17 protein-coding genes and 3 tRNA genes are annotated in these 19,778 nt (G+C 39.3%); 16 read left to right on the top strand and 4 right to left on the bottom strand.

Annotated elements, in window-relative coordinates:
- The first annotated feature begins 4 nt into the window (after positions 1 to 4).
- From hpf to BGC7_RS15860, 15 genes are all read left to right on the top strand, one after another.
- Positions 5 to 304, top strand: a complete 300-nt coding sequence (hpf, locus tag BGC7_RS15930; protein ID WP_050702596.1) for a ribosome hibernation-promoting factor, HPF/YfiA family — start codon at positions 5 to 7, stop codon at positions 302 to 304.
- A gap of 169 nt (positions 305 to 473) precedes the next feature.
- A tRNA-Thr gene (locus BGC7_RS15925) sits at positions 474 to 547 on the top strand.
- A gap of 116 nt (positions 548 to 663) precedes the next feature.
- A tRNA-Thr gene (locus BGC7_RS15920) sits at positions 664 to 735 on the top strand.
- 70 nt (positions 736 to 805) lie between these two features.
- A complete protein-coding gene (gene tuf, locus BGC7_RS15915) occupies positions 806 to 1,993 on the top strand; it encodes an elongation factor Tu (RefSeq protein ID WP_050702595.1) in 1,188 nt (395 codons plus the stop codon).
- Positions 1,994 to 2,039: 46 nt separating this feature from the next.
- Positions 2,040 to 2,111, top strand: a tRNA-Trp gene (locus BGC7_RS15910).
- An 18-nt stretch (positions 2,112 to 2,129) separates the two neighbouring features.
- Entirely contained in the window at positions 2,130 to 2,324 is a 195-nt protein-coding gene (gene secE / locus BGC7_RS15905; protein WP_050702674.1) for a preprotein translocase subunit SecE, read from the top strand.
- Between the two features lie 19 nt (positions 2,325 to 2,343).
- A complete protein-coding gene (gene nusG, locus BGC7_RS15900) occupies positions 2,344 to 2,889 on the top strand; it encodes a transcription termination/antitermination protein NusG (protein ID WP_050702594.1) in 546 nt (181 codons plus the stop codon).
- A 64-nt stretch (positions 2,890 to 2,953) separates the two neighbouring features.
- Positions 2,954 to 3,397 carry a 50S ribosomal protein L11 gene (rplK, locus tag BGC7_RS15895; RefSeq protein ID WP_050702593.1) on the top strand — a complete coding sequence of 148 codons (444 nt, stop codon included), beginning with the start codon at positions 2,954 to 2,956 and terminating at the stop codon, positions 3,395 to 3,397.
- Positions 3,398 to 3,416: 19 nt separating this feature from the next.
- Complete coding sequence (rplA, locus tag BGC7_RS15890) at positions 3,417 to 4,112, top strand: 50S ribosomal protein L1 (RefSeq protein WP_050702592.1); 696 nt, start codon at positions 3,417 to 3,419, stop codon at positions 4,110 to 4,112.
- Between the two features lie 19 nt (positions 4,113 to 4,131).
- Positions 4,132 to 4,644, top strand: a complete 513-nt coding sequence (gene rplJ / locus BGC7_RS15885) for a 50S ribosomal protein L10 (RefSeq protein WP_050702591.1) — start codon at positions 4,132 to 4,134, stop codon at positions 4,642 to 4,644.
- Between the two features lie 46 nt (positions 4,645 to 4,690).
- Complete coding sequence (rplL, locus tag BGC7_RS15880) at positions 4,691 to 5,065, top strand: 50S ribosomal protein L7/L12 (protein ID WP_050702590.1); 375 nt, start codon at positions 4,691 to 4,693, stop codon at positions 5,063 to 5,065.
- A 102-nt stretch (positions 5,066 to 5,167) separates the two neighbouring features.
- On the top strand, positions 5,168 to 8,980 hold the full coding sequence (gene rpoB / locus BGC7_RS15875) for a DNA-directed RNA polymerase subunit beta (protein ID WP_050702589.1): 3,813 nt from the start codon (positions 5,168 to 5,170) through the stop codon (positions 8,978 to 8,980).
- Positions 8,981 to 9,080: 100 nt separating this feature from the next.
- Positions 9,081 to 13,364, top strand: a complete 4,284-nt coding sequence (rpoC, locus tag BGC7_RS15870; RefSeq protein WP_050702588.1) for a DNA-directed RNA polymerase subunit beta' — start codon at positions 9,081 to 9,083, stop codon at positions 13,362 to 13,364.
- A gap of 158 nt (positions 13,365 to 13,522) precedes the next feature.
- Complete coding sequence (locus BGC7_RS15865) at positions 13,523 to 13,990, top strand: hypothetical protein (protein WP_050702587.1); 468 nt, start codon at positions 13,523 to 13,525, stop codon at positions 13,988 to 13,990.
- An 87-nt stretch (positions 13,991 to 14,077) separates the two neighbouring features.
- On the top strand, positions 14,078 to 16,291 hold the full coding sequence (locus BGC7_RS15860) for a TonB-dependent receptor (RefSeq protein ID WP_050702586.1): 2,214 nt from the start codon (positions 14,078 to 14,080) through the stop codon (positions 16,289 to 16,291).
- 47 nt (positions 16,292 to 16,338) lie between these two features.
- On the opposite strand, the gene BGC7_RS15855 is transcribed toward BGC7_RS15860, so the two are convergent.
- The 4 genes from BGC7_RS15855 to BGC7_RS15840 form a co-directional block, all read right to left on the bottom strand.
- Complete coding sequence (locus BGC7_RS15855; protein ID WP_050702585.1) at positions 16,339 to 16,635, bottom strand: hypothetical protein; 297 nt, start codon at positions 16,633 to 16,635, stop codon at positions 16,339 to 16,341.
- An 18-nt stretch (positions 16,636 to 16,653) separates the two neighbouring features.
- Positions 16,654 to 17,316, bottom strand: coding sequence for a DNA alkylation repair protein (locus tag BGC7_RS15850; protein WP_050702584.1), 663 nt, complete (start codon positions 17,314 to 17,316; stop codon positions 16,654 to 16,656).
- A 3-nt stretch (positions 17,317 to 17,319) separates the two neighbouring features.
- A complete protein-coding gene (locus BGC7_RS15845; protein ID WP_050702583.1) occupies positions 17,320 to 17,619 on the bottom strand; it encodes a Dabb family protein in 300 nt (99 codons plus the stop codon).
- A 148-nt stretch (positions 17,620 to 17,767) separates the two neighbouring features.
- Positions 17,768 to 18,220 (bottom strand): hypothetical protein, encoded by a 453-nt coding sequence (locus tag BGC7_RS15840; RefSeq protein WP_050702582.1) that lies wholly within the window; start codon positions 18,218 to 18,220, stop codon positions 17,768 to 17,770.
- Positions 18,221 to 18,413: 193 nt separating this feature from the next.
- Between BGC7_RS15840 and glyA the strand changes: the two genes are divergently transcribed.
- Complete coding sequence (glyA, locus tag BGC7_RS15835; RefSeq protein ID WP_050702581.1) at positions 18,414 to 19,694, top strand: serine hydroxymethyltransferase; 1,281 nt, start codon at positions 18,414 to 18,416, stop codon at positions 19,692 to 19,694.
- Positions 19,695 to 19,778: the final 84 nt, after the last annotated feature.

The following is a 19,778-nucleotide window of genomic DNA, read 5'->3' as shown; positions in this document are numbered from 1 at the left end:
GATTATGAATATCGCCATTCAATCAGTGCATTTTGACGCATCAGCTCAACTAAAAGAGTTTATTGAAAAAAAAATATCAAAATTAGATAAATTCTCAGATCTTATTATAGATGCTGAAATTATCATGAAAGTCGTAAAACCCGAAGTTGCCAACAACAAGGAAGCTTCTATCAAATTGAATATAAAAAACGGAGAGCTATTTTCGAACAAAACAGCAGACACTTTCGAGGATGCTATAATGCAAAACATAGAGGCTTTAGAAAAACAAATACAAAAAGTTAAAGAAAAAGCGAAAACAAAATAAGCATACGCTTATCAACCTCTTTATGTATAAGGCAACAGAGGAGTAAACAACAAAAGCAAAACACTTGCAAAAATAAATACACAAAGTGTTGTTATTATAAAAAATAATTTCTAATTTTGTCGCCGTTTCGCCCCTAAAAAAGGCAAAGACGGCAAAATTAGAAGTTTACGCCTCTTTAGCTCAGTTGGCCAGAGCACGTGATTTGTAATCTCGGGGTCGTTGGTTCGAATCCGACAAGAGGCTCAGATATAGAGAATTCAGGCATTTTCGCAACGAAAAAAAATTGCAAAAAGCAAATGAATATCTTGTTGTTGAAGAAAAACTCAACAGAAATAGAGTTTTCTACAACAAATATCTACGCCAATGTAGCTCAGTGGTAGAGCACTTCCTTGGTAAGGAAGAGGTCACGGGTTCAAGTCCCGTCATGGGCTCAACTATAAGGGAAATATTGGTTCATAGAATTTAAATATATACATTAACTAAATAATAGGAAGATTAATTATGGCAAAAGAACATTTTAACCGGGCGAAACCGCACGTAAATATCGGGACAATCGGTCACGTTGACCACGGTAAAACTACTTTGACTGCTGCTATCACTAAAGTATTGTCAGAGAAAGGACTTTCTCAAGCTGTTGACTTCGACAAAATCGACAACGCTCCAGAAGAAAAAGAACGTGGTATAACTATCAACACTTCTCACGTAGAATACGAAACAGCTAACCGTCACTATGCTCACGTTGACTGTCCAGGTCACGCGGACTACGTAAAAAACATGGTTACTGGTGCTGCTCAGATGGACGGTGCTATCATCGTGGTTGCTGCTACTGATGGTCCAATGCCTCAAACTCGTGAACACATCCTACTTGCTCGTCAGGTAAACGTACCAAGACTAGTAGTATTCATGAATAAATGCGATATCGTTGACGACGAAGAAATGTTAGAACTTGTTGAACTAGAAATGAGAGAACTTCTTTCATTCTACGAATTCGACGGCGACAACACTCCAGTTATCCGCGGATCTGCTCTTGGAGCTCTTAATGGTGTTGAACCATGGGTTAGCCAAGTAATGGAACTTATGAATGCTGTAGATACTTGGATTCCACTTCCTGCACGTGATGTAGACAAACCATTCTTGATGCCAGTTGAAGACGTGTTCTCTATCACAGGTCGTGGTACAGTAGCAACAGGTCGTATCGAAACTGGTAAAATCAAAACTGGTGAAGAAGTACAGATTATTGGTCTTGGAGCTGAAGCTAAAAAATCAGTTGTTACAGGAGTAGAAATGTTCCGTAAGATTCTTGACGACGGACAAGCTGGTGACAATGTAGGTCTTTTGCTTCGTGGTATCGACAAAGAAGAAATCAAACGTGGTATGGTAATTACTCACCCAGGAAAGATCACTCCTCATACTAAAATCAAGGCTGAGGTTTATATCCTGAAAAAAGAAGAAGGTGGACGTCACACCCCATTCCACAACAAATATCGTCCTCAGTTCTACCTACGTACTCTTGACGTAACAGGAGAAATATCACTTCCAGAAGGAACAGACATGGTTATGCCTGGTGATAACGTAAGTATTACTGTAGAACTTATTTACCCAGTAGCTTGTAACGTAGGTCTTCGTTTCGCAATCCGTGAAGGTGGACGTACAGTAGGTGCTGGTCAGATTACAGAAATCATTGCATAAGTGCGATTATAATAAAGTCGGTTTGCAATACAGCCGACTTTAATTTACGGGCGTAGTTCAGTGGTAGAGCGTTGGTCTCCAAAACCAAATGTCGGGAGTTCGAATCTCTCCGCCCGTGCTAAAACTCAGAAGAGTAATGAAAAAAATAATTAATTATATTAAAGATTCTTACAACGAACTTGTATACAAGGTTTCTTGGCCTTCTCGTTCAGAATTGACAAACAGCGCAGTCATCGTCATGATCGCTTCCATTATTATGGCTTTGGTTGTTTGGGGTATCGATACTGCATTCGAGAATTTGGTCAAACTTTTCTACGGTCTGTTAAACTAAGAAATTTTTATCTAAAGCAATGACTGAAATCGAAAAGAAATGGTACGTTCTTCGTGCTGTTAGTGGAAAAGAAAATAAAGTCAAAGAGTATCTTGAAGCTGAGATAAAAAAAACTGACCTAGGAAAGTATATATCTCAAGTTCTTATACCTACTGAAAAGACTTATATTATGCGTAACGGAAAGAAAGTTCTGAAAGAAAGAGCTTACCTTCCCGGTTATATATTAATAGAGGCTGCTTTGGTGGGTGAAGTTATTCACGAATTGCGCAACATCAACTTTGTTGCCGGCTTCTTACCCAATACAACCAACCCTCAACCGTTGAGCCAATCTGAAGTAAACAGAATACTTGGTACAATGGACGAGTTGGACGAACAGGAGGTAGGAATGGATATTCAATACTTTGTTGGAGAAAATGTGAAAGTTACCAATGGTCCTTTCTCCGGATTTTCTGGCGTTATTGAAGAAGTGAATACTGAGAAAAAGAAACTAAAAGTAATGGTAAAGATATTTGGAAGGAAAACCCCTCTCGAATTGAATTACATGCAAGTCGAAAAAGAACAATAAAAATTGGTTACGCAATAAAGTTGTTCATCTTAAGTTTTCAAAAAACTAAAAATTAGAAACAAAAATGGCTAAAGAAATTGCTGGACAATTAAAATTACAGATTAAAGGCGGTGCAGCAAATCCATCACCTCCCGTAGGACCTGCTTTAGGTTCGAAAGGTATCAACATTATGGATTTCTGTAAGCAATTTAATGCCAGAACTCAAGACAAGGCAGGCAAAATATTGCCGGTAGTAATTACTTACTATGCTGACAAGTCTTTTGATTTTGTAGTAAAACAACCACCGGTAGCTATTCAATTACTTGAAGCAGCAAAAACTAAAAGTGGATCAGCAGAACCAAATCGTAAGAAAGTAGCAGAAATTACTTGGGATCAGGTGAAAGCTATTGCTGAAGACAAAATGGTCGACCTGAATTGTTTTTCTATCGAATCAGCCATGAAAATGGTTGCTGGTACAGCAAGAAGTATGGGTATTACTGTAAAAGGGGCTTTCCCTGAAAATAATTAATTTAAACTTCAATTGAGAAATGGGTAAACTTACAAAAAATCAAAAGTTAGCTTTCAGCAAAATTGAAGCAGGGAAATTATATACACTTACCGAGGCGGCAGCTCTTGTAAAAGAGATCACAACTACTAAATTCGACGCTTCAGTCGATTTAGATGTACGTCTTGGTGTAGACCCACGTAAAGCTAACCAGATGGTAAGAGGTGTTGTATCTCTACCTCATGGAACAGGAAAACAAGTCCGAGTTTTGGTGTTATGTTCTCCAGACGCAGAAGCTGCTGCTAAAGAAGCAGGTGCTGACTATGTAGGATTGGACGAATATATCGAAAAAATAAAAGGTGGCTGGACAGATATTGATGTTATCATCACTCAACCTGCCATCATGGGTAAAATAGGTGCTTTAGGACGTGTATTAGGTCCTCGTGGACTAATGCCAAACCCTAAGAGCGGAACTGTAACTATGGATGTTGCTAAAGCTGTAACAGAAGTAAAATCCGGTAAAATTGACTTTAAAGTAGACAAAGCAGGTATCATACATGCTTCTGTAGGTAAAGTTTCTTTCACATCGGATCAAATCAGAGATAATGCAAAGGAATTTATTGCTACGCTTATCAAACTGAAACCATCTGCAGCTAAGGGAACATATGTGAAAAGCGTTTGTCTTTCAAGTACTATGAGTCCGGGTGTAAAGATCGACCCTAAATCAGTAGAAAATTAATTAAAATTGACTGAAAATTATGAGAAAGGAAGATAAAGGCACTATCATAGAAGCTATAGCCACAACAATTAAAGGATACGATCATTTCTATCTTGCTGACATTGCAACTCTTAATTCTACTAAAACAAGTGAGTTGAGAAGAGAATGCGCTAAGCAAGAAATCAAATTGATGGTCGTAAAAAACACTTTGTTGCAAAAAGCGTTGGATACACTTGAAGGCGACTACTCAGAGCTAAGTTCAGCTTTGAAAGGAAATACAGCTATCATGTTTTCCAACTCTGCCAATGCACCGGCTAAGCTGATTGCGAAGTACAAAAAAGAAGGAATTCCTGCACTTAAAGCAGCTTACGTACAAGAAAGCTTTTATATAGGAGCAGAAAATCTGAATGCATTAGAAAACATCAAGAGCAAGAACGAACTTATCGGTGATGTTATCGGATTGCTTCAATCTCCGGCTAAGAATGTTATTTCAGCTCTTCAATCAGGAGGAAATACTATTCACGGCGTATTAGAAACATTATCGAATAGATAATTTCCAATTACAAAAAAGAATAATAACAATTTTAATTTATACAAAAATGGCAGATATAAAAGCTATTGCAGAACAACTAGTAAATTTAACAGTAAAAGAAGTTAGTGAATTAGCTGAAGTTCTTAAAACTGAATACGGTATCGAACCAGCTGCTGCTGCAGTTGCTGTTGCAGGGCCAGTAGCTGCTGCTGCTGAAGCGGTAGAAGAAAAAACATCTTTCGATGTTATCATCAAAGCAGCGGGTGCTAATAAACTTGCAGTTGTAAAAGCTGTAAAAGAACTAACAGGACTTGGTTTGAAAGAAGCTAAAGATCTAGTAGATGCTGCTCCTGGCGAATTGAAAAAAGGAGTATCAAAAGACGAAGCAGAAGCATTGAAAAAACAACTAGAAGAAGCTGGAGCTGAAATTGAACTTAAGTAAAAGAATAGTCCTGTAAAAGGATATTTTGGTTAGGAACCTTCGCCGAGAAGGTTCTTAACCTTTTTGCGTCAAAAATAATAAGTTCAATAAAATTGGTTATCCATGTCTTCAACAAATACAAATCAAAGAGTAAATTTTGCTTCAATAAAGAATCCGCTACCATATCCGGATTTCTTAGAAGTACAGTTAAAGTCATTCCGTGACTTTCTACAGCTTGATACCCCTCCCGAAAAAAGGAAAAAAGAAGGCCTATACAAAGTTTTCGCTGAAAACTTTCCTATAGCCGATACACGAAACAACTTTGTTTTAGAGTTTTTAGACTACTTTATCGATCCTCCTCGCTATACAATAGAAGAATGTATCGAAAGAGGCTTAACATATAGTGTTCCTCTTAAGGCAAAACTGAAACTCTATTGCACAGACCCTGACCACGAAGATTTTGATACAGTCATCCAAGACGTCTACTTGGGACTGATACCATATATGACAGAAAAAGGTACTTTTGTCATAAACGGTGCTGAACGTGTGGTTGTATCGCAACTCCATCGTTCACCAGGTGTATTTTTTGGACAGACAATGCATGCCAATGGAACTAAACTTTATTCGGCGCGTATCATTCCGTTCAAAGGCTCATGGATTGAGTTTGCTACAGACATAAACAATGTCATGTATGCATACATCGACCGTAAGAAAAAATTACCGGTAACGACTCTACTTCGCGCAATAGGATTTGAAAGCGACAGAAACATTCTGGAAATATTCGACCTGGCTGAAGAAATTAAAGTTACAAAACAAAATATAAAGAAAGTATTAGGACGTAAACTTGCTGCCAGAATACTAAGGACGTGGATGGAAGACTTCGTAGATGAAGACACCGGCGAAGTAACATCTATCGAACGTAATGAAGTGATTCTGGAAAGAGAGACCACTTTGGATAAAGATCATTTAGATCTTATTCTTGACTCTGGAGTATCGTCTATCCTATTACACAAAGACTCACATCATCTTTCTGATTTTGCAATTATCTATAACACATTGCAAAAAGACCCGAGTAACTCGGAGATAGATGCCGTTCGTCATATATATAGACAGCTACGTAGTGCTGAACCTGCCGACGACACAAGTGCACGTGAGGTTATCAACAACTTATTCTTTTCCGAAAAACGTTACGACTTGGGAGAAGTTGGACGTTATAGATTGAATAAGAAGTTAGGCCTTTCTACAGATACAGACATTCGAGTTTTGACTAAAGAAGATATTATTGAAATTATCAAATATCTGATAGAGCTTATAAACTCCAAAGCTATCGTAGATGATATAGACCACTTGAGCAACCGTCGTGTAAGAACTGTTGGTGAACAGCTTTTCAATCAATTCGGAGTTGGACTTAACCGTATGGCTCGTATCATTCGCGAAAGAATGAATGTACGTGACAACGAAGTATTTACTCCAATCGATTTGATTAATGCAAAAACCATATCATCTGTCGTAAATACATTCTTCGGAACAAATGCGTTGTCTCAGTTCATGGATCAAACCAATCCTTTGGCAGAGATTACGCATAAACGTCGTATGTCAGCACTCGGACCTGGTGGTCTTTCTCGCGAAAGAGCCGGATTCGAAGTACGTGACGTTCACTACACTCACTATGGCCGCCTTTGCCCAATCGAAACACCGGAAGGTCCAAATATCGGTTTGATATCTTCTCTATGCGTATATGCGAAAATAAATGATCTGGGATTCATCGAAACTCCATATCGCAAAGCTGCTGATAAGAAAGTAGACCTTTCCGACAACGGTATTGTATACCTTGCAGCCGAAGAGGAAGAAGACAAAATCATAGCACAGGGTAATGCTCCGCTAAACGATGACGGAACATTTATTCTTACACGTGTAAAATCTCGTCAAGATGCAGACTATCCTGTAGTTGGTCCGGAAGAAGTAGAATTGATGGATGTGTCTCCTACGCAGATTGCATCTATCGCAGCGTCATTGATTCCATTCTTGGAACATGACGACGCCAACCGTGCGCTCATGGGATCTAACATGATGCGTCAGGCTGTACCTTTGATGAGAACCGAAGCTCCTATCATAGGAACAGGTATTGAAGGACAGCTTATTCGCGACTCTCGCACACAAATTGTGGCAGAAGGAGCAGGAGAAGTTGTATATGTAGATGCAGATACTATAAAAGTAAAATATGACCGCACAGCAGACGAAGACTTCGTAGCATTCGACGATGCTGTTAAAGCATATAATATCCCTAAGTTCAGAAAAACGAATCAAAATACGACGATCGACCTTCGCCCTATTTGCCGCAAAGGAGACAGAGTTGTGTTAAATCAAATTCTGACAGAGGGTTACTCTACCGAAAAAGGTGAACTTGCTATAGGAAAAAATCTAAAAGTAGCCTTCATGCCTTGGAAGGGATATAACTTCGAGGATGCAATCGTACTAAACGAACGCATCGTTCGTGAAGATATTTTTACATCCGTGCATGTTGAGGAGTTTGCTCTCGAAGTACGTGATACAAAACGAGGTGTAGAGGAATTAACTTCCGATATTCCAAATGTAAGTGAAGAAGCTACTAAAGATCTGGATGAAAGAGGAATTATCCGTATTGGAGCTCGTGTTAGTCCTGGAGATATTCTAATAGGGAAAATTACTCCGAAAGGAGAATCTGATCCTTCTCCGGAAGAAAAACTTCTTCGTGCAATATTTGGAGACAAAGCCGGCGATGTAAAAGACGCCTCTCTAAAAGCATCTCCTTCTCTGAAAGGTGTAGTTGTAGGTACAAACCTATTTTCTAAAGCCTCAAAGAAAGGAAAGACTAAGCTTTCGAGCAAAGCATTGCTTCCTAAACTTGATGAAGAGTATGAAGTAAAAATGGCTAAGCTAAAAAGTGTACTTGTAGACAAACTGCTTATCATTACAGATGGAAAAACATCTCAAGGGGTAAAAGATTATCTGAATGTAGACATCATAGCTAAAGGTGCTAAGTTTACCAAAGGAGCTTTGGATAACATAGATTACGAATCGATTCAGGTAAGTAACTGGACTACAGACGAGCATAAGAATGAACTTATTAAAGATGTAGTTGTAAACTACCTTCGTAAGTACAAAGAACTTGATGCAGAATTGAAACGTAAACGCTTCGACCTCACAATTGGAGATGAGCTTCCATCTGGAATAGTACAAATAGCAAAAGTATATGTAGCTAAAAAACGTAAGGTACAAGTAGGTGATAAAATGGCCGGACGACATGGTAACAAAGGTATTGTATCCCGTATCGTACGTCAGGAAGATATGCCATTCTTACCGGATGGAACTCCTGTAGACATTGTTTTGAACCCTCTTGGTGTACCTTCACGTATGAACTTGGGACAGATATTTGAAACTGTACTAGGGTGGGCAGGAAAAGAGCTTGGTGTCAAATTTGCGACTCCGATTTTTGATGGAGCCAGCCTCGACGACATGAACTCTTGGACAGACAAAGCAGGAATACCTCGCTATGGAAAAGTTCGTCTTTTCGATGGTGGAACAGGAGATCAGTTTGACCAACATGCTACTGTAGGTATTATCTACATGCTGAAACTAGGACACATGGTAGAAGATAAAATGCACGCTCGTTCTATCGGACCATACTCTCTTATCACGCAACAGCCTCTTGGAGGTAAAGCCCAATTCGGGGGTCAGCGTTTTGGAGAAATGGAGGTTTGGGCACTTGAAGCATTCGGTGCAGCTCATATCCTAAGAGAAATTCTGACTATCAAGTCCGATGATGTTGTAGGCCGTTCCAAAGCATACGAAGCAATAGTAAAAGGAGAACCAATGCCACAACCGGGCATACCAGAATCTCTAAATGTATTGCTACACGAAATGCGTGGACTTGGACTTAGTGTCTCACTGGATTAAAATATTAATGTGCCAATGAAATGAATTTCAAAAATTTGCAAATTGGCACATTACATTATTAGTAAATATAAATTAACTCTTTATACTCATTATAAGTATTATGGCTTTTAGAAAAGAAAATAAAGTAAAGAGTAGCTTTTCAAAAATAACCGTAAGTCTTGCTTCTCCAGAAGAAATTCTCGAAGCATCGAGCGGTGAAGTTTTGAAACCCGAAACAATCAACTACCGTACTTACAAACCCGAAAGGGATGGGCTTTTCTGCGAACGCATATTTGGTCCTGTAAAAGACTATGAATGTCATTGTGGAAAATACAAAAGAATTCGCTACAAAGGTATTGTTTGCGACCGTTGCGGTGTTGAAGTTACAGAAAAGAAAGTTCGTCGCGAACGTACAGGGCATATACACCTTGTAGTTCCGGTAGCTCATATCTGGTATTTCCGTTCTCTCCCGAACAAGATGGGATATCTACTTGGTATACCAACTAAGAAACTCGATTCTATAATCTACTACGAACGCTATGTAGTAATTCAGTCAGGTATTAAGATAGAAGACGGCATAGCAGAAAAGGATCTTCTTACGGAAGAAGAATATTTGAACATTCTTGATACACTTCCAAAAGAAAATCAATTGTTAGACGACACAGATCCCAACAAATTTATAGCAAAGATGGGAGCTGAAGCTATTTTCGATTTACTGTCACGTATCAATCTTGATTCTTTGGCAAACAACCTTCGCCACAAAGCAAGTACTGATACATCTCAGCAACGCAAAAACGAAGCATTGAAGCAACTACAGGTAGTAGAAGCTTTCCGTGGATCGAGAGGTAAAAATAAGCCGGAATGGATGATTGTAAAAATCGTACCGGTAATTCCACCTGAACTTCGTCCACTTGTTCCTCTTGATGGAGGTCGATTTGCTACATCGGATTTGAACGACTTATATCGCCGTGTTATCATACGTAACAATCGTCTTAAAAGACTCATAGATATTAAAGCGCCGGAAGTTATTCTTCGTAATGAGAAACGTATGCTTCAAGAAGCTGTAGACTCATTATTTGATAACTCACGTAAATCTAGTGCAGTAAAAACGGACGCTAACCGTCCATTGAAATCCCTTTCTGATAGCTTGAAAGGAAAACAAGGACGTTTCCGTCAAAACTTGTTGGGTAAACGTGTAGACTATTCCGCACGTTCCGTAATCGTCGTTGGCCCTGAGCTTAAAATGCACGAGTGCGGTATTCCTCAGGATATGGCTGCCGAACTATATAAACCTTTTGTTATCCGCAAGCTAATAGAACGTGGTATAGTAAAAACAGTGAAGTCTGCAAAGAAAATTGTAGACCGAAAAGAGCCTGTTGTGTGGGATATTCTGGAACATGTAATGAAAGGACACCCAGTATTGCTCAACCGTGCCCCTACTCTTCACCGTTTAGGTATTCAGGCATTCCAGCCGAAAATGATCGGCGGTAAAGCAATTCAGTTACACCCTCTATCATGTACGGCTTTCAATGCCGACTTCGACGGTGACCAGATGGCTGTACACTTACCATTAGGTAACGAAGCTATACTGGAAGCTCAGATGCTGATGTTGGCTTCACACAACATTCTTAATCCTGCTAATGGCGCTCCTATTACAGTACCATCTCAGGACATGGTTCTTGGATTATATTATATTACTAAAATACGTAAAGGTGCTAAGGGAGAAGGATTAATTTTCTATGGTCCGGAAGAAGCAATTATAGCTTACAATGAGGGAAAAGTAGATATTCACGCTCTTATAAAGGTATATGTTAGTGACCTTGACGACAATGGTAATATAGCTCAGATAATGAGAGAAACTACAGTAGGACGTGTTCTTGTTAATGAGAAAACACCTATTGAAGCAGGATTCATAAATGAGGTACTTTCTAAGAAGTCTCTTCGTGATATTATCGGTAAAGTAATTAAAATATCAGGAGTTGCTAAAACAGCTCAATTCTTGGATGATATAAAAGATCTTGGTTACACGATGGCATTCCGTGGAGGTTTGTCGTTCAACCTGGAAGATGTAATCATACCTAAAGAAAAGGATACTTTGGTAAAACAAGGTTATGACGAAGTAGAGCAGATAATGAATAACTATAATATGGGATTCATTACCTACAACGAGCGTTACAATCAGGTTATCGATACTTGGACACATGTCAACTCTAAACTATCAAATATTTTGATGGATCAGTTGACAAAAGACAACCAAGGTTTCAACTCTGTATTTATGATGCTAGACTCTGGAGCTCGTGGATCTAAAGAACAGATTCGTCAGTTGTCCGGTATGCGTGGATTGATGGCCAAACCACAAAAGAGTGGAGCAGAAGGTGGTCAGATTATTGAAAATCCGATCCTTTCCAACTTTAAGGAGGGGCTATCAGTACTTGAGTACTTTATTTCTACCCACGGTGCCAGAAAAGGTCTTGCGGATACGGCTCTGAAAACAGCTGATGCAGGTTACCTAACACGTCGTCTGGTTGACGTATCACAAGATGTGATCATCAATGAAGAAGATTGTGGAACCTTACGTGGATTAGTTTGTACTGAACTGAAGAATAACGAAGAAGTTGTTGCCTCTCTATATGAACGAATATTAGGACGTGTATCCGTTCACGATGTTCAACATCCTACTACAGGCGAAATAATAGTAAAATCCGGAGAGGAAATTACAGAAGATAAAGCTACTATAATCCAAAACTCACCTATCGAAAGTGTAGAAATAAGATCAGTATTGACTTGTGAATCTAAGAAAGGTGTTTGTGGAAAATGTTATGGACGTAATCTGGCAACAGGGCGTATGGTTCAACGAGGAGAGGCAGTAGGCGTTATCGCTGCACAGTCTATTGGAGAGCCAGGTACACAGTTGACGCTTCGTACATTCCACGTTGGGGGTATTGCTTCTAATATCGCTGCCGAAAGTAGAGTGATTGCCAAGTATGAAGGAGTACTCGAAATAGACGATCTACGTACAGTGGAAGCTTTGGACGAATCCGGCAAAAAGACTTCAATTGTAGTAAGCCGATTAGTAGAGCTTCGCTTAGTTGATCCTAATACAAAAATTGTACTTCTCACTCATAATATACCTTATGGTTCCAAGCTGTATTTCAAAGATGGAGCCAAAGTAAAAAAAGATGATCTGATCTGCGAATGGGATCCATTTAATGCAGTAATTATATCAGAGGCTACAGGGCGTATCAAATTCGACAACGTTATAGAAGGTGTTACGTATAAAGTAGAATCAGATGAGCAAACAGGTTTGAGAGAAAAGATCATTATCGAATCTCGCGACAAAACAAAAGCTCCGGAAGCTCATATTTTGGACGAACAAGGAAAAGCTATAAAAATGTATAGCTTACCTTTAGGAGCCCATATTATAAAAGACGACAACGATACTATCAAAGCCGGAGATGTCTTAGTGAAAATACCACGCGCTGTAGGTAAAGCCGGAGATATTACGGGAGGTCTTCCTCGTGTTACTGAATTGTTCGAGGCTCGTAACCCTTCCAATCCTGCTGTTGTTTCGGAAATAGATGGAGAAATCTCATTTGGTAAGATCAAACGCGGTAACAGAGAAGTTATCGTTACATCGAAACTAGGAGAAGTGAAAAAGTATCTGGTTCCTCTATCTAAGCAAATCCTAGTACAGGAAAATGACTTTGTTAGAGCGGGTATGCCATTGTCTGATGGAGCCACAACTCCTTCCGACATTCTTGCTATCATGGGGCCAACTGCTGTTCAGGAGTACATCGTTAATGAAGTTCAGGATGTATATCGCCTGCAAGGGGTGAAGATCAATGACAAGCACTTTGAAGTAATCGTTCGTCAGATGATGCGCAAAGTGGAAGTTATCGATCCGGGAGATACCCGCTTCTTGGAACAACAGGTGATCGACAAGTATGATGTAATGGAAGAAAATGACAGAATATGGGGCAAAAAAGTTGTCTTAGATGCCGGAGATTCTGCTACATTCGAGCCAGGCCAGATAGTAACCGCACGCAAACTCAGAGATGAGAACTCTATGCTTAAACGTAGAGATCTTCGTCCGGTAGAAGTTAGAGATGCTATACCTGCTACAGCAAACCAGATACTTCAAGGTATTACACGTGCTGCCCTTCAAACACAAAGCTTCATGTCTGCTGCTTCGTTCCAGGAAACAACAAAGGTACTGAACGATGCTGCTATCAATGCGAAAGTAGACAGACTGGAAGGTCTGAAAGAAAATGTTATCTGCGGACACTTACTTCCTGCAGGTACAGGTCAGCGTGAGTTTGAGAAACTTGTTGTAGGAACTAAAGAAGATTTCGATAGAATAGCCGCTACAAGAAAAACAGTTGTAGATTTTGACGCCGTAGAATAATTAATTATTCTTTTATATAGTTGAAAAGAGGAGTTGCATTAGCAACTCCTCTTTTTTAGTAAACTATTCATCTCCTGAATTTGTTAAAACACAAATAAGAATAGTTAACAATAGAAAAGTATAGTATAGAGATAAAAATTCTTACATTTGCTCACAATATGAAGAAATTTGCTCAGATATTAATATTGGTAATACTATCCGTTACTGTGTTCTTCACAGGAGCAGGTGTTACAATCATTAATTACTGCTGTTCATCATGCAGTGAGCAAACTTTATTTGTCACACAACATCACGTATGTTGCTTACAAGACTCTTCTACCAACGATGAAGATAGTTGTTGTGATGAGTCCTATAAAGAAACTGTGAATAAAAGTTGTGAACATGGACAATCATATGAAAAGATAGACCATTGTACTGCTTCCAGATTGGCAATTGATATAGATTCGGCTTCATTTAGGCCTCATGTAATTGCCCCTTTCTTTTGGATATCAGATGTACAACTTATCCAATCAATATTGCTCTTATCTAATAAGATAGAAGTATCTGACAATTATGCACTCTTCGATAGACCTCCAGAAATACCTCCGAGGGAATACCTGTCGATGATTAGAGTACTCATTATTTGATTAGTAATACATTAAGTTTTGTTGCATGTCCACATTGAGATGCAACTGATATTCTATTGTATTAATTAACAAATAATTGATATTCACATGAAAACAATCAAAACACTTATACTATTACTATTATTGCCCGCAATAGTCTTTGGCAAAGACATACTAAAAGGCTATGTCCTTGATGTACAAAAACAGCCACTTATAGGAGCTTCGGTCCGTTGGGAGAATGCTAAAACCGGAGTAATAACCAACGAAAAAGGCTATTTTGAAATACCGGGAACTCCCCATAAAGATCATATGCTAGCCATATCTTATGTTGGGTTTAAAGACAAAGTAACTCATATACACGACTTTTTTCAGGAGCAGAATATAACTCTCGAAGAAAGTAACGAACTGGGAGAAGTCATCATAGAAAAGACCCCTCCGGGAACTATAAAGTCACGCAAAGAGATATTACAAACAGAAAAGATCACAGTTAAAGAGCTTCACCGTGCAGCATGCTGTAATCTATCGGAAAGCTTCGAGACCAATCCTTCTGTCGACATTTCTTTCAGCGATGCTGTTACAGGAGCAAAACAGATACAGCTACTTGGTCTATCAGGCACATACGTACAAACATTGACAGAGAACTATCCCAATTTCAGAGGAACCGCTTCCATATACGGGCTAGATTATGTACCGGGCCCATGGATGGAAAGTATACAAATATCTAAAGGTGCAGCTTCAGTGAAAAATGGGTACGAATCCATCACAGGACAAATGAATGTAGAGTACAAAAAGCCAAACAATGCAGACCCTCTGAGCCTAAACGTATTTGCCAGTGATGCCGGACGGTACGAAGGTAATGCCGATGCTGCTTTTATACTGAACGATAAGTTAAACACAGGAGTGTTTTTACACTACTCCAACGAGTCTGCATCCCATGACGACAACGACGACAGTTTTCTCGATATGCCCAAAAAGCATCAGTTCAACTTTATGAACAGATGGCACTACATGTCGGGTAAATATGCATCGCAGGTAGGTATCCGTTTTTTGCAGGACTATCGTACCAGCGGTCAAACAATGCACACGTTAAACTCAGCTTCATTGAATATAGACAATCCTTATGAGATATCTGTAAATGCAAACAGAGGAGAATTCTACACTAAGAATTCATACATCTTGGATGAGAGCAGAAATGGTAACATAGCTTTGATCTTTACAGGCTCATACCACGATCAGAAATCGAAGTATGCCACTCAAAAATACAATGTATATGGCAACAACCTCTACGCTTCGTTAATGTACGAAACCGATCTGGGCAAAGGCCATCAGGTTAGCACCGGGCTGAGCATGAACTGGGACAAATACAATCAGGCTCTGGCTCTTTCTCAACCTATATTCAACCAGCCTGACGAAGAAACTACCACAGGGGGGTATGTACAATACACTTTCAACAAGGATGACAAGTTTGTCGCCCTGGCCGGTCTGCGTACAGACTACAGCACCCTGCATAAGAAAGCCTTTGTAACACCTCGTCTACATCTGAAATATATGCCGGTAGAATGGTTAAACCTCAGAGCTTCGGCAGGAAAAGGATACCGCACAGTATTTGTTATGCCTGAAAACAGCTTCTATCTTGCAAGCAGCCGTAAAATAGACATAGCAAGCAACCTGAAGCAAGAGGCGGCATGGAACTACGGAACCAGTGTATCATTCCATATACCGATAAACAATGAAGAGCTTACTCTGTCGGGAGAATGGTATCGTACCGACTTCGACAATCAGGTTGTTACCGATGTAGACAGCGATCCGCATGCAGTTATGTTTTACAACCTGAAAGGCAAATCTTATGCCAATAGCTTCCAAATAGAAGCCTCTTATCCATTGTTTCCCGGATTCAATATCTTAGGAGCATACCGCTGGACAAATGCAAAAACTGAATATGGAGGTAAATTGATGAAAAAACCTCTGATCAGCGACTACAAAGCAATGGTGACAACATCATACGAAACCCGCCTAAAAAAATGGGTCTTCGATCTCACTGCTCAATTCAATGGCGGAGGCCGCATGCCTACACCTGATACCACTACCCCTCTGTGGAAAACCTCTTTCGATCCGTTTACAATACTGAACGGACAAATCACAAAGAACTTCCGCACATGGAGTATTTATGTCGGTGCCGAAAATATTACGGACTTCAAGCAGAAGAATCCTATAGTATCGCCCGAAAATCCTTTTGGCAATGACTTCGATGCAACAATGGTATGGGGACCAACCCAAGGACGTAAGTTCTACATAGGATTAAGATATGCAATAGGCAAATAATAATCCACTCTATAAGGACAATAGCTTCTTCTGAATTAAGGAAGGAGCTATTGCTTTTTCATTCGTTTCTTTGCTTTATATACAAACTTAAGAATAACGATCAGAACTGTAGAGGCGACAGCCAAAAGCAGTGAAATCAGTGCAGCCATTGCCGCATTATCTCCAACATCGGCAGCAAATAAAATAAAAAACAATGCCGACAAAAGAAAAACATATGAAGCATATGCTAGGCAAATTACAGTCAAAGAGGATTTTCTCTTCGATCTGAAATGGCTCAATAGAACATAAGTTGGGATAAGAATTATAATCCCTACCAAGAAAAGAGAAAGATAATATAGTCCCATAAAAACGCCTACTTTAAATCACTTCTCGAAGTAATACTCGAATTCGAAAGCAATACTATTATATGCTTCTTGTTTTATCGGGTCAGGGTCCTCTTTATAAATAGAAAGCTTATCTACAATATAATCACTCTCGTCTTTAGACTGCCGCCCGATATGTTTCAGGACTGATAATGCAGCATTACGAAGAAATGTATTATTTGAAATTACATCACCCAAAACATAATCCAATGAATGAGAAGTAACCTTATCCGCCTTCTTTGTCAAAAACAGGCGCACTAATAACCAATAGCCTGTAGTCCGTACATTCTCATCCAAATTGTCAGCCCATTCTAAAGCTATTCTTCCCGCATAAGGTAAATTCTGGTAAAGATTGACACAAATCTGCTCTCTCATCTCCTGATTAGAGATCTCTTTTAACCACCTGTTTGCAACCCTTTCCGAAAAATCGGACAAAGGATACAGCAATGTTGCCAATATCTTCAACTCGCGTGTATCTTCTTTCCACAGAAGTTCAGCCAATTCGACACTTGGCTCGTAATTGGCAGCCATATCTTTTATCTGCTGAATCATCAATCCGAAGTTTACCTTATAGACCAAACCTCTTTGGCGCATACTGGTAGATGCGATGCCATTCATAGCCAAACGGCAACGTGTACGTATATCTTTAATTATATCTTGCATATCTTAAGCCTCGTAATCCACCGCTTTTCTATCAGTCACCACTTCCCTTACAAAAGGCAGAATAGCCTGATGTAATGGATGATTCTGATATACATCGAGAGTATCTTTACTTTGTAGTTCGGAATAGAGTACAACATCGAAATTTCCTCCGCCAAGGAAGTCAATCCCCACTTCAATTTTCAGCAGCCCATCAATCTTTCCTCTAAGCGACTCCAGTTTTTCTTTTATCAATGCGGCATTTACAGCCTTACTATTTCCCTGAGCTTCATCCTTAAGCTTCCACATCACAATATGCTTTATCATAATCTCTTCCTTTTAAATATGTATTTTAACTAAAACCTGACAAACTTGTACAACTTCTTCATTGTTTTTTCATTGTCATATTTCCTTCTTTGTTAACTGCTAACTGATCACTGTTGACTGACCAATGTATAGATAAAAACTATCTCTTTTACTTGTATTCTTCAGGTGAAACTTTTATTTCTGCAAACAACGTTCCATCCAGTTTGTAATAAGAGTATATCAATGTCATTTTATCCTTCTTGAACATATCTATTTCAGGATCTTTCATCGTTTGCAACCCTAGAGTTAAAGCAGGCTTAGAGCTACGAACAAACTCTTCGGCCGAAACTACCGGTTCTTGAGTGAAAGTATAGTAATACTTCAACTCATTCTTAGATACGGCTTCCAACTTATCCATTCTCAGACCACCCGGTACAACCATTGGCATTTTTGCATTAGCTTCTTTTGCCATTTTAACATATTTATCTCTTGCCGGTTCCGAGCTGTTCTTAGCTGCAATTTCTGTTCCCGCTGCATTATCTGTTTTCGACTTAGATCCGCAACCAACTAGCATCGCAGCACATATAACACTGACGATGAATAAGCTTACATATTTCTTCATGCTATTTATTTTAATAAATCGAGAGATAAAGATAAGCATAAAACATTACCTCCAAAAGTCTTCTGCAATCATATTTCCAATGCTTCTACTCAAGACAATCCGTATTAAATAAAATTACAAAAAGGTTACATCCAATTGTTATAATGATTACCTTTGCGAATATATTTTCACCTCAAAAAAAACATTTCTACTTATGAAAAGAGACAGTGCTATTTTTGATATTATCGAAAGGGAATATCAACGCCAACTGAAAGGTATTGAGTTAATCGCATCCGAAAATTTTGTTAGCCAACAGGTGATGGATGCAATGGGTTCATGTTTAACCAATAAGTATGCAGAAGGATATCCTGGGAAAAGATATTATGGGGGGTGCGAAATAGTAGACCTTAGCGAACAATTGGCGATAGACCGCCTTAAAGAGATATTCGGTGCCGAATGGGCAAATGTACAGCCACACTCGGGAGCACAAGCTAATGCTGCGGTATTTTTGGCTTGTCTGCAAGCAGGAGATAAGTTTCTTGGACTAAATCTTTCTCATGGAGGACACCTTTCTCATGGTTCGCCCGTAAACTTTTCGGGACTTATGTTCCATGCTTTAGAATATAATGTACGTCAGGATACAGAACAAGTAGACTACGAACAAATGGAACAGGTTGCCCGTCAGGAAAAGCCAAAATTAATCATAGCCGGAGCATCGGCATACTCACGCGATTGGGATTATGCCCGCATTCGCAAAATAGCAGATGAAATAGGAGCTATCTTTATGGTAGACATGGCACATCCTGCAGGATTGGTAGCTGCCGGGCTACTGAACAATCCGCTACCACATGCACACATTGTGACAACGACTACTCACAAAACACTTCGTGGACCACGTGGTGGTGTAATCATGCTGGGTAAAGATTTCGAAAACCCTTGGGGTAAAAAAACGCCAAAAGGAGAAATAAGAATGATGTCGGCATTGCTCGATTCGGCTGTATTTCCAGGCATACAAGGAGGACCACTTGAGCACGTAATAGCAGCTAAAGCTGTTTCTTTTGCAGAAGCACTTGACCCATCTTACAAAGTATATCAGGAGCAAGTAAAGAAAAATGCGAAAGTAATGGCACAAGCATTTATGGACAAAGGATATAAAGTAGTTTCGGGGGGTACAGACAATCACTCCATGCTTATCGATCTGCGTCCTAAATTCCCTGAACTGACAGGAAAGCTGGCAGAAAAAGTGCTTGTAGCAGCAGACATCACCACAAATAAAAACATGGTACCATTCGATAGCCGCAGTCCATTCCTTACATCAGGACTTCGCTTCGGAACGCCTGCAATAACAACACGTGGAGCAAAAGAGCCTTTGATGGGAGAAATTGTAGAAATGATAGATACAGTTCTTTCTAATCCGGAAGACGACAAGACTATAAAATCTGTTCACGAAAAGGTAAACTCTATAATGAAGGATTATCCTTTATTTGCATGGTAAATAATCTCAATTTAAACATATTAAAGAAAAAGGGTTGTATGCACAACCCTTTTCTGCCTTAACAAAGAATACATCCGACTTTAC

The organism is Dysgonomonas sp. BGC7, from assembly GCF_001261735.1.
GTDB lineage: Bacteria > Bacteroidota > Bacteroidia > Bacteroidales > Dysgonomonadaceae > Dysgonomonas.
The sequence above is the reverse complement of the archived record's forward strand: the minus strand, read 5'-3'. Positions and strand labels throughout refer to the sequence as shown.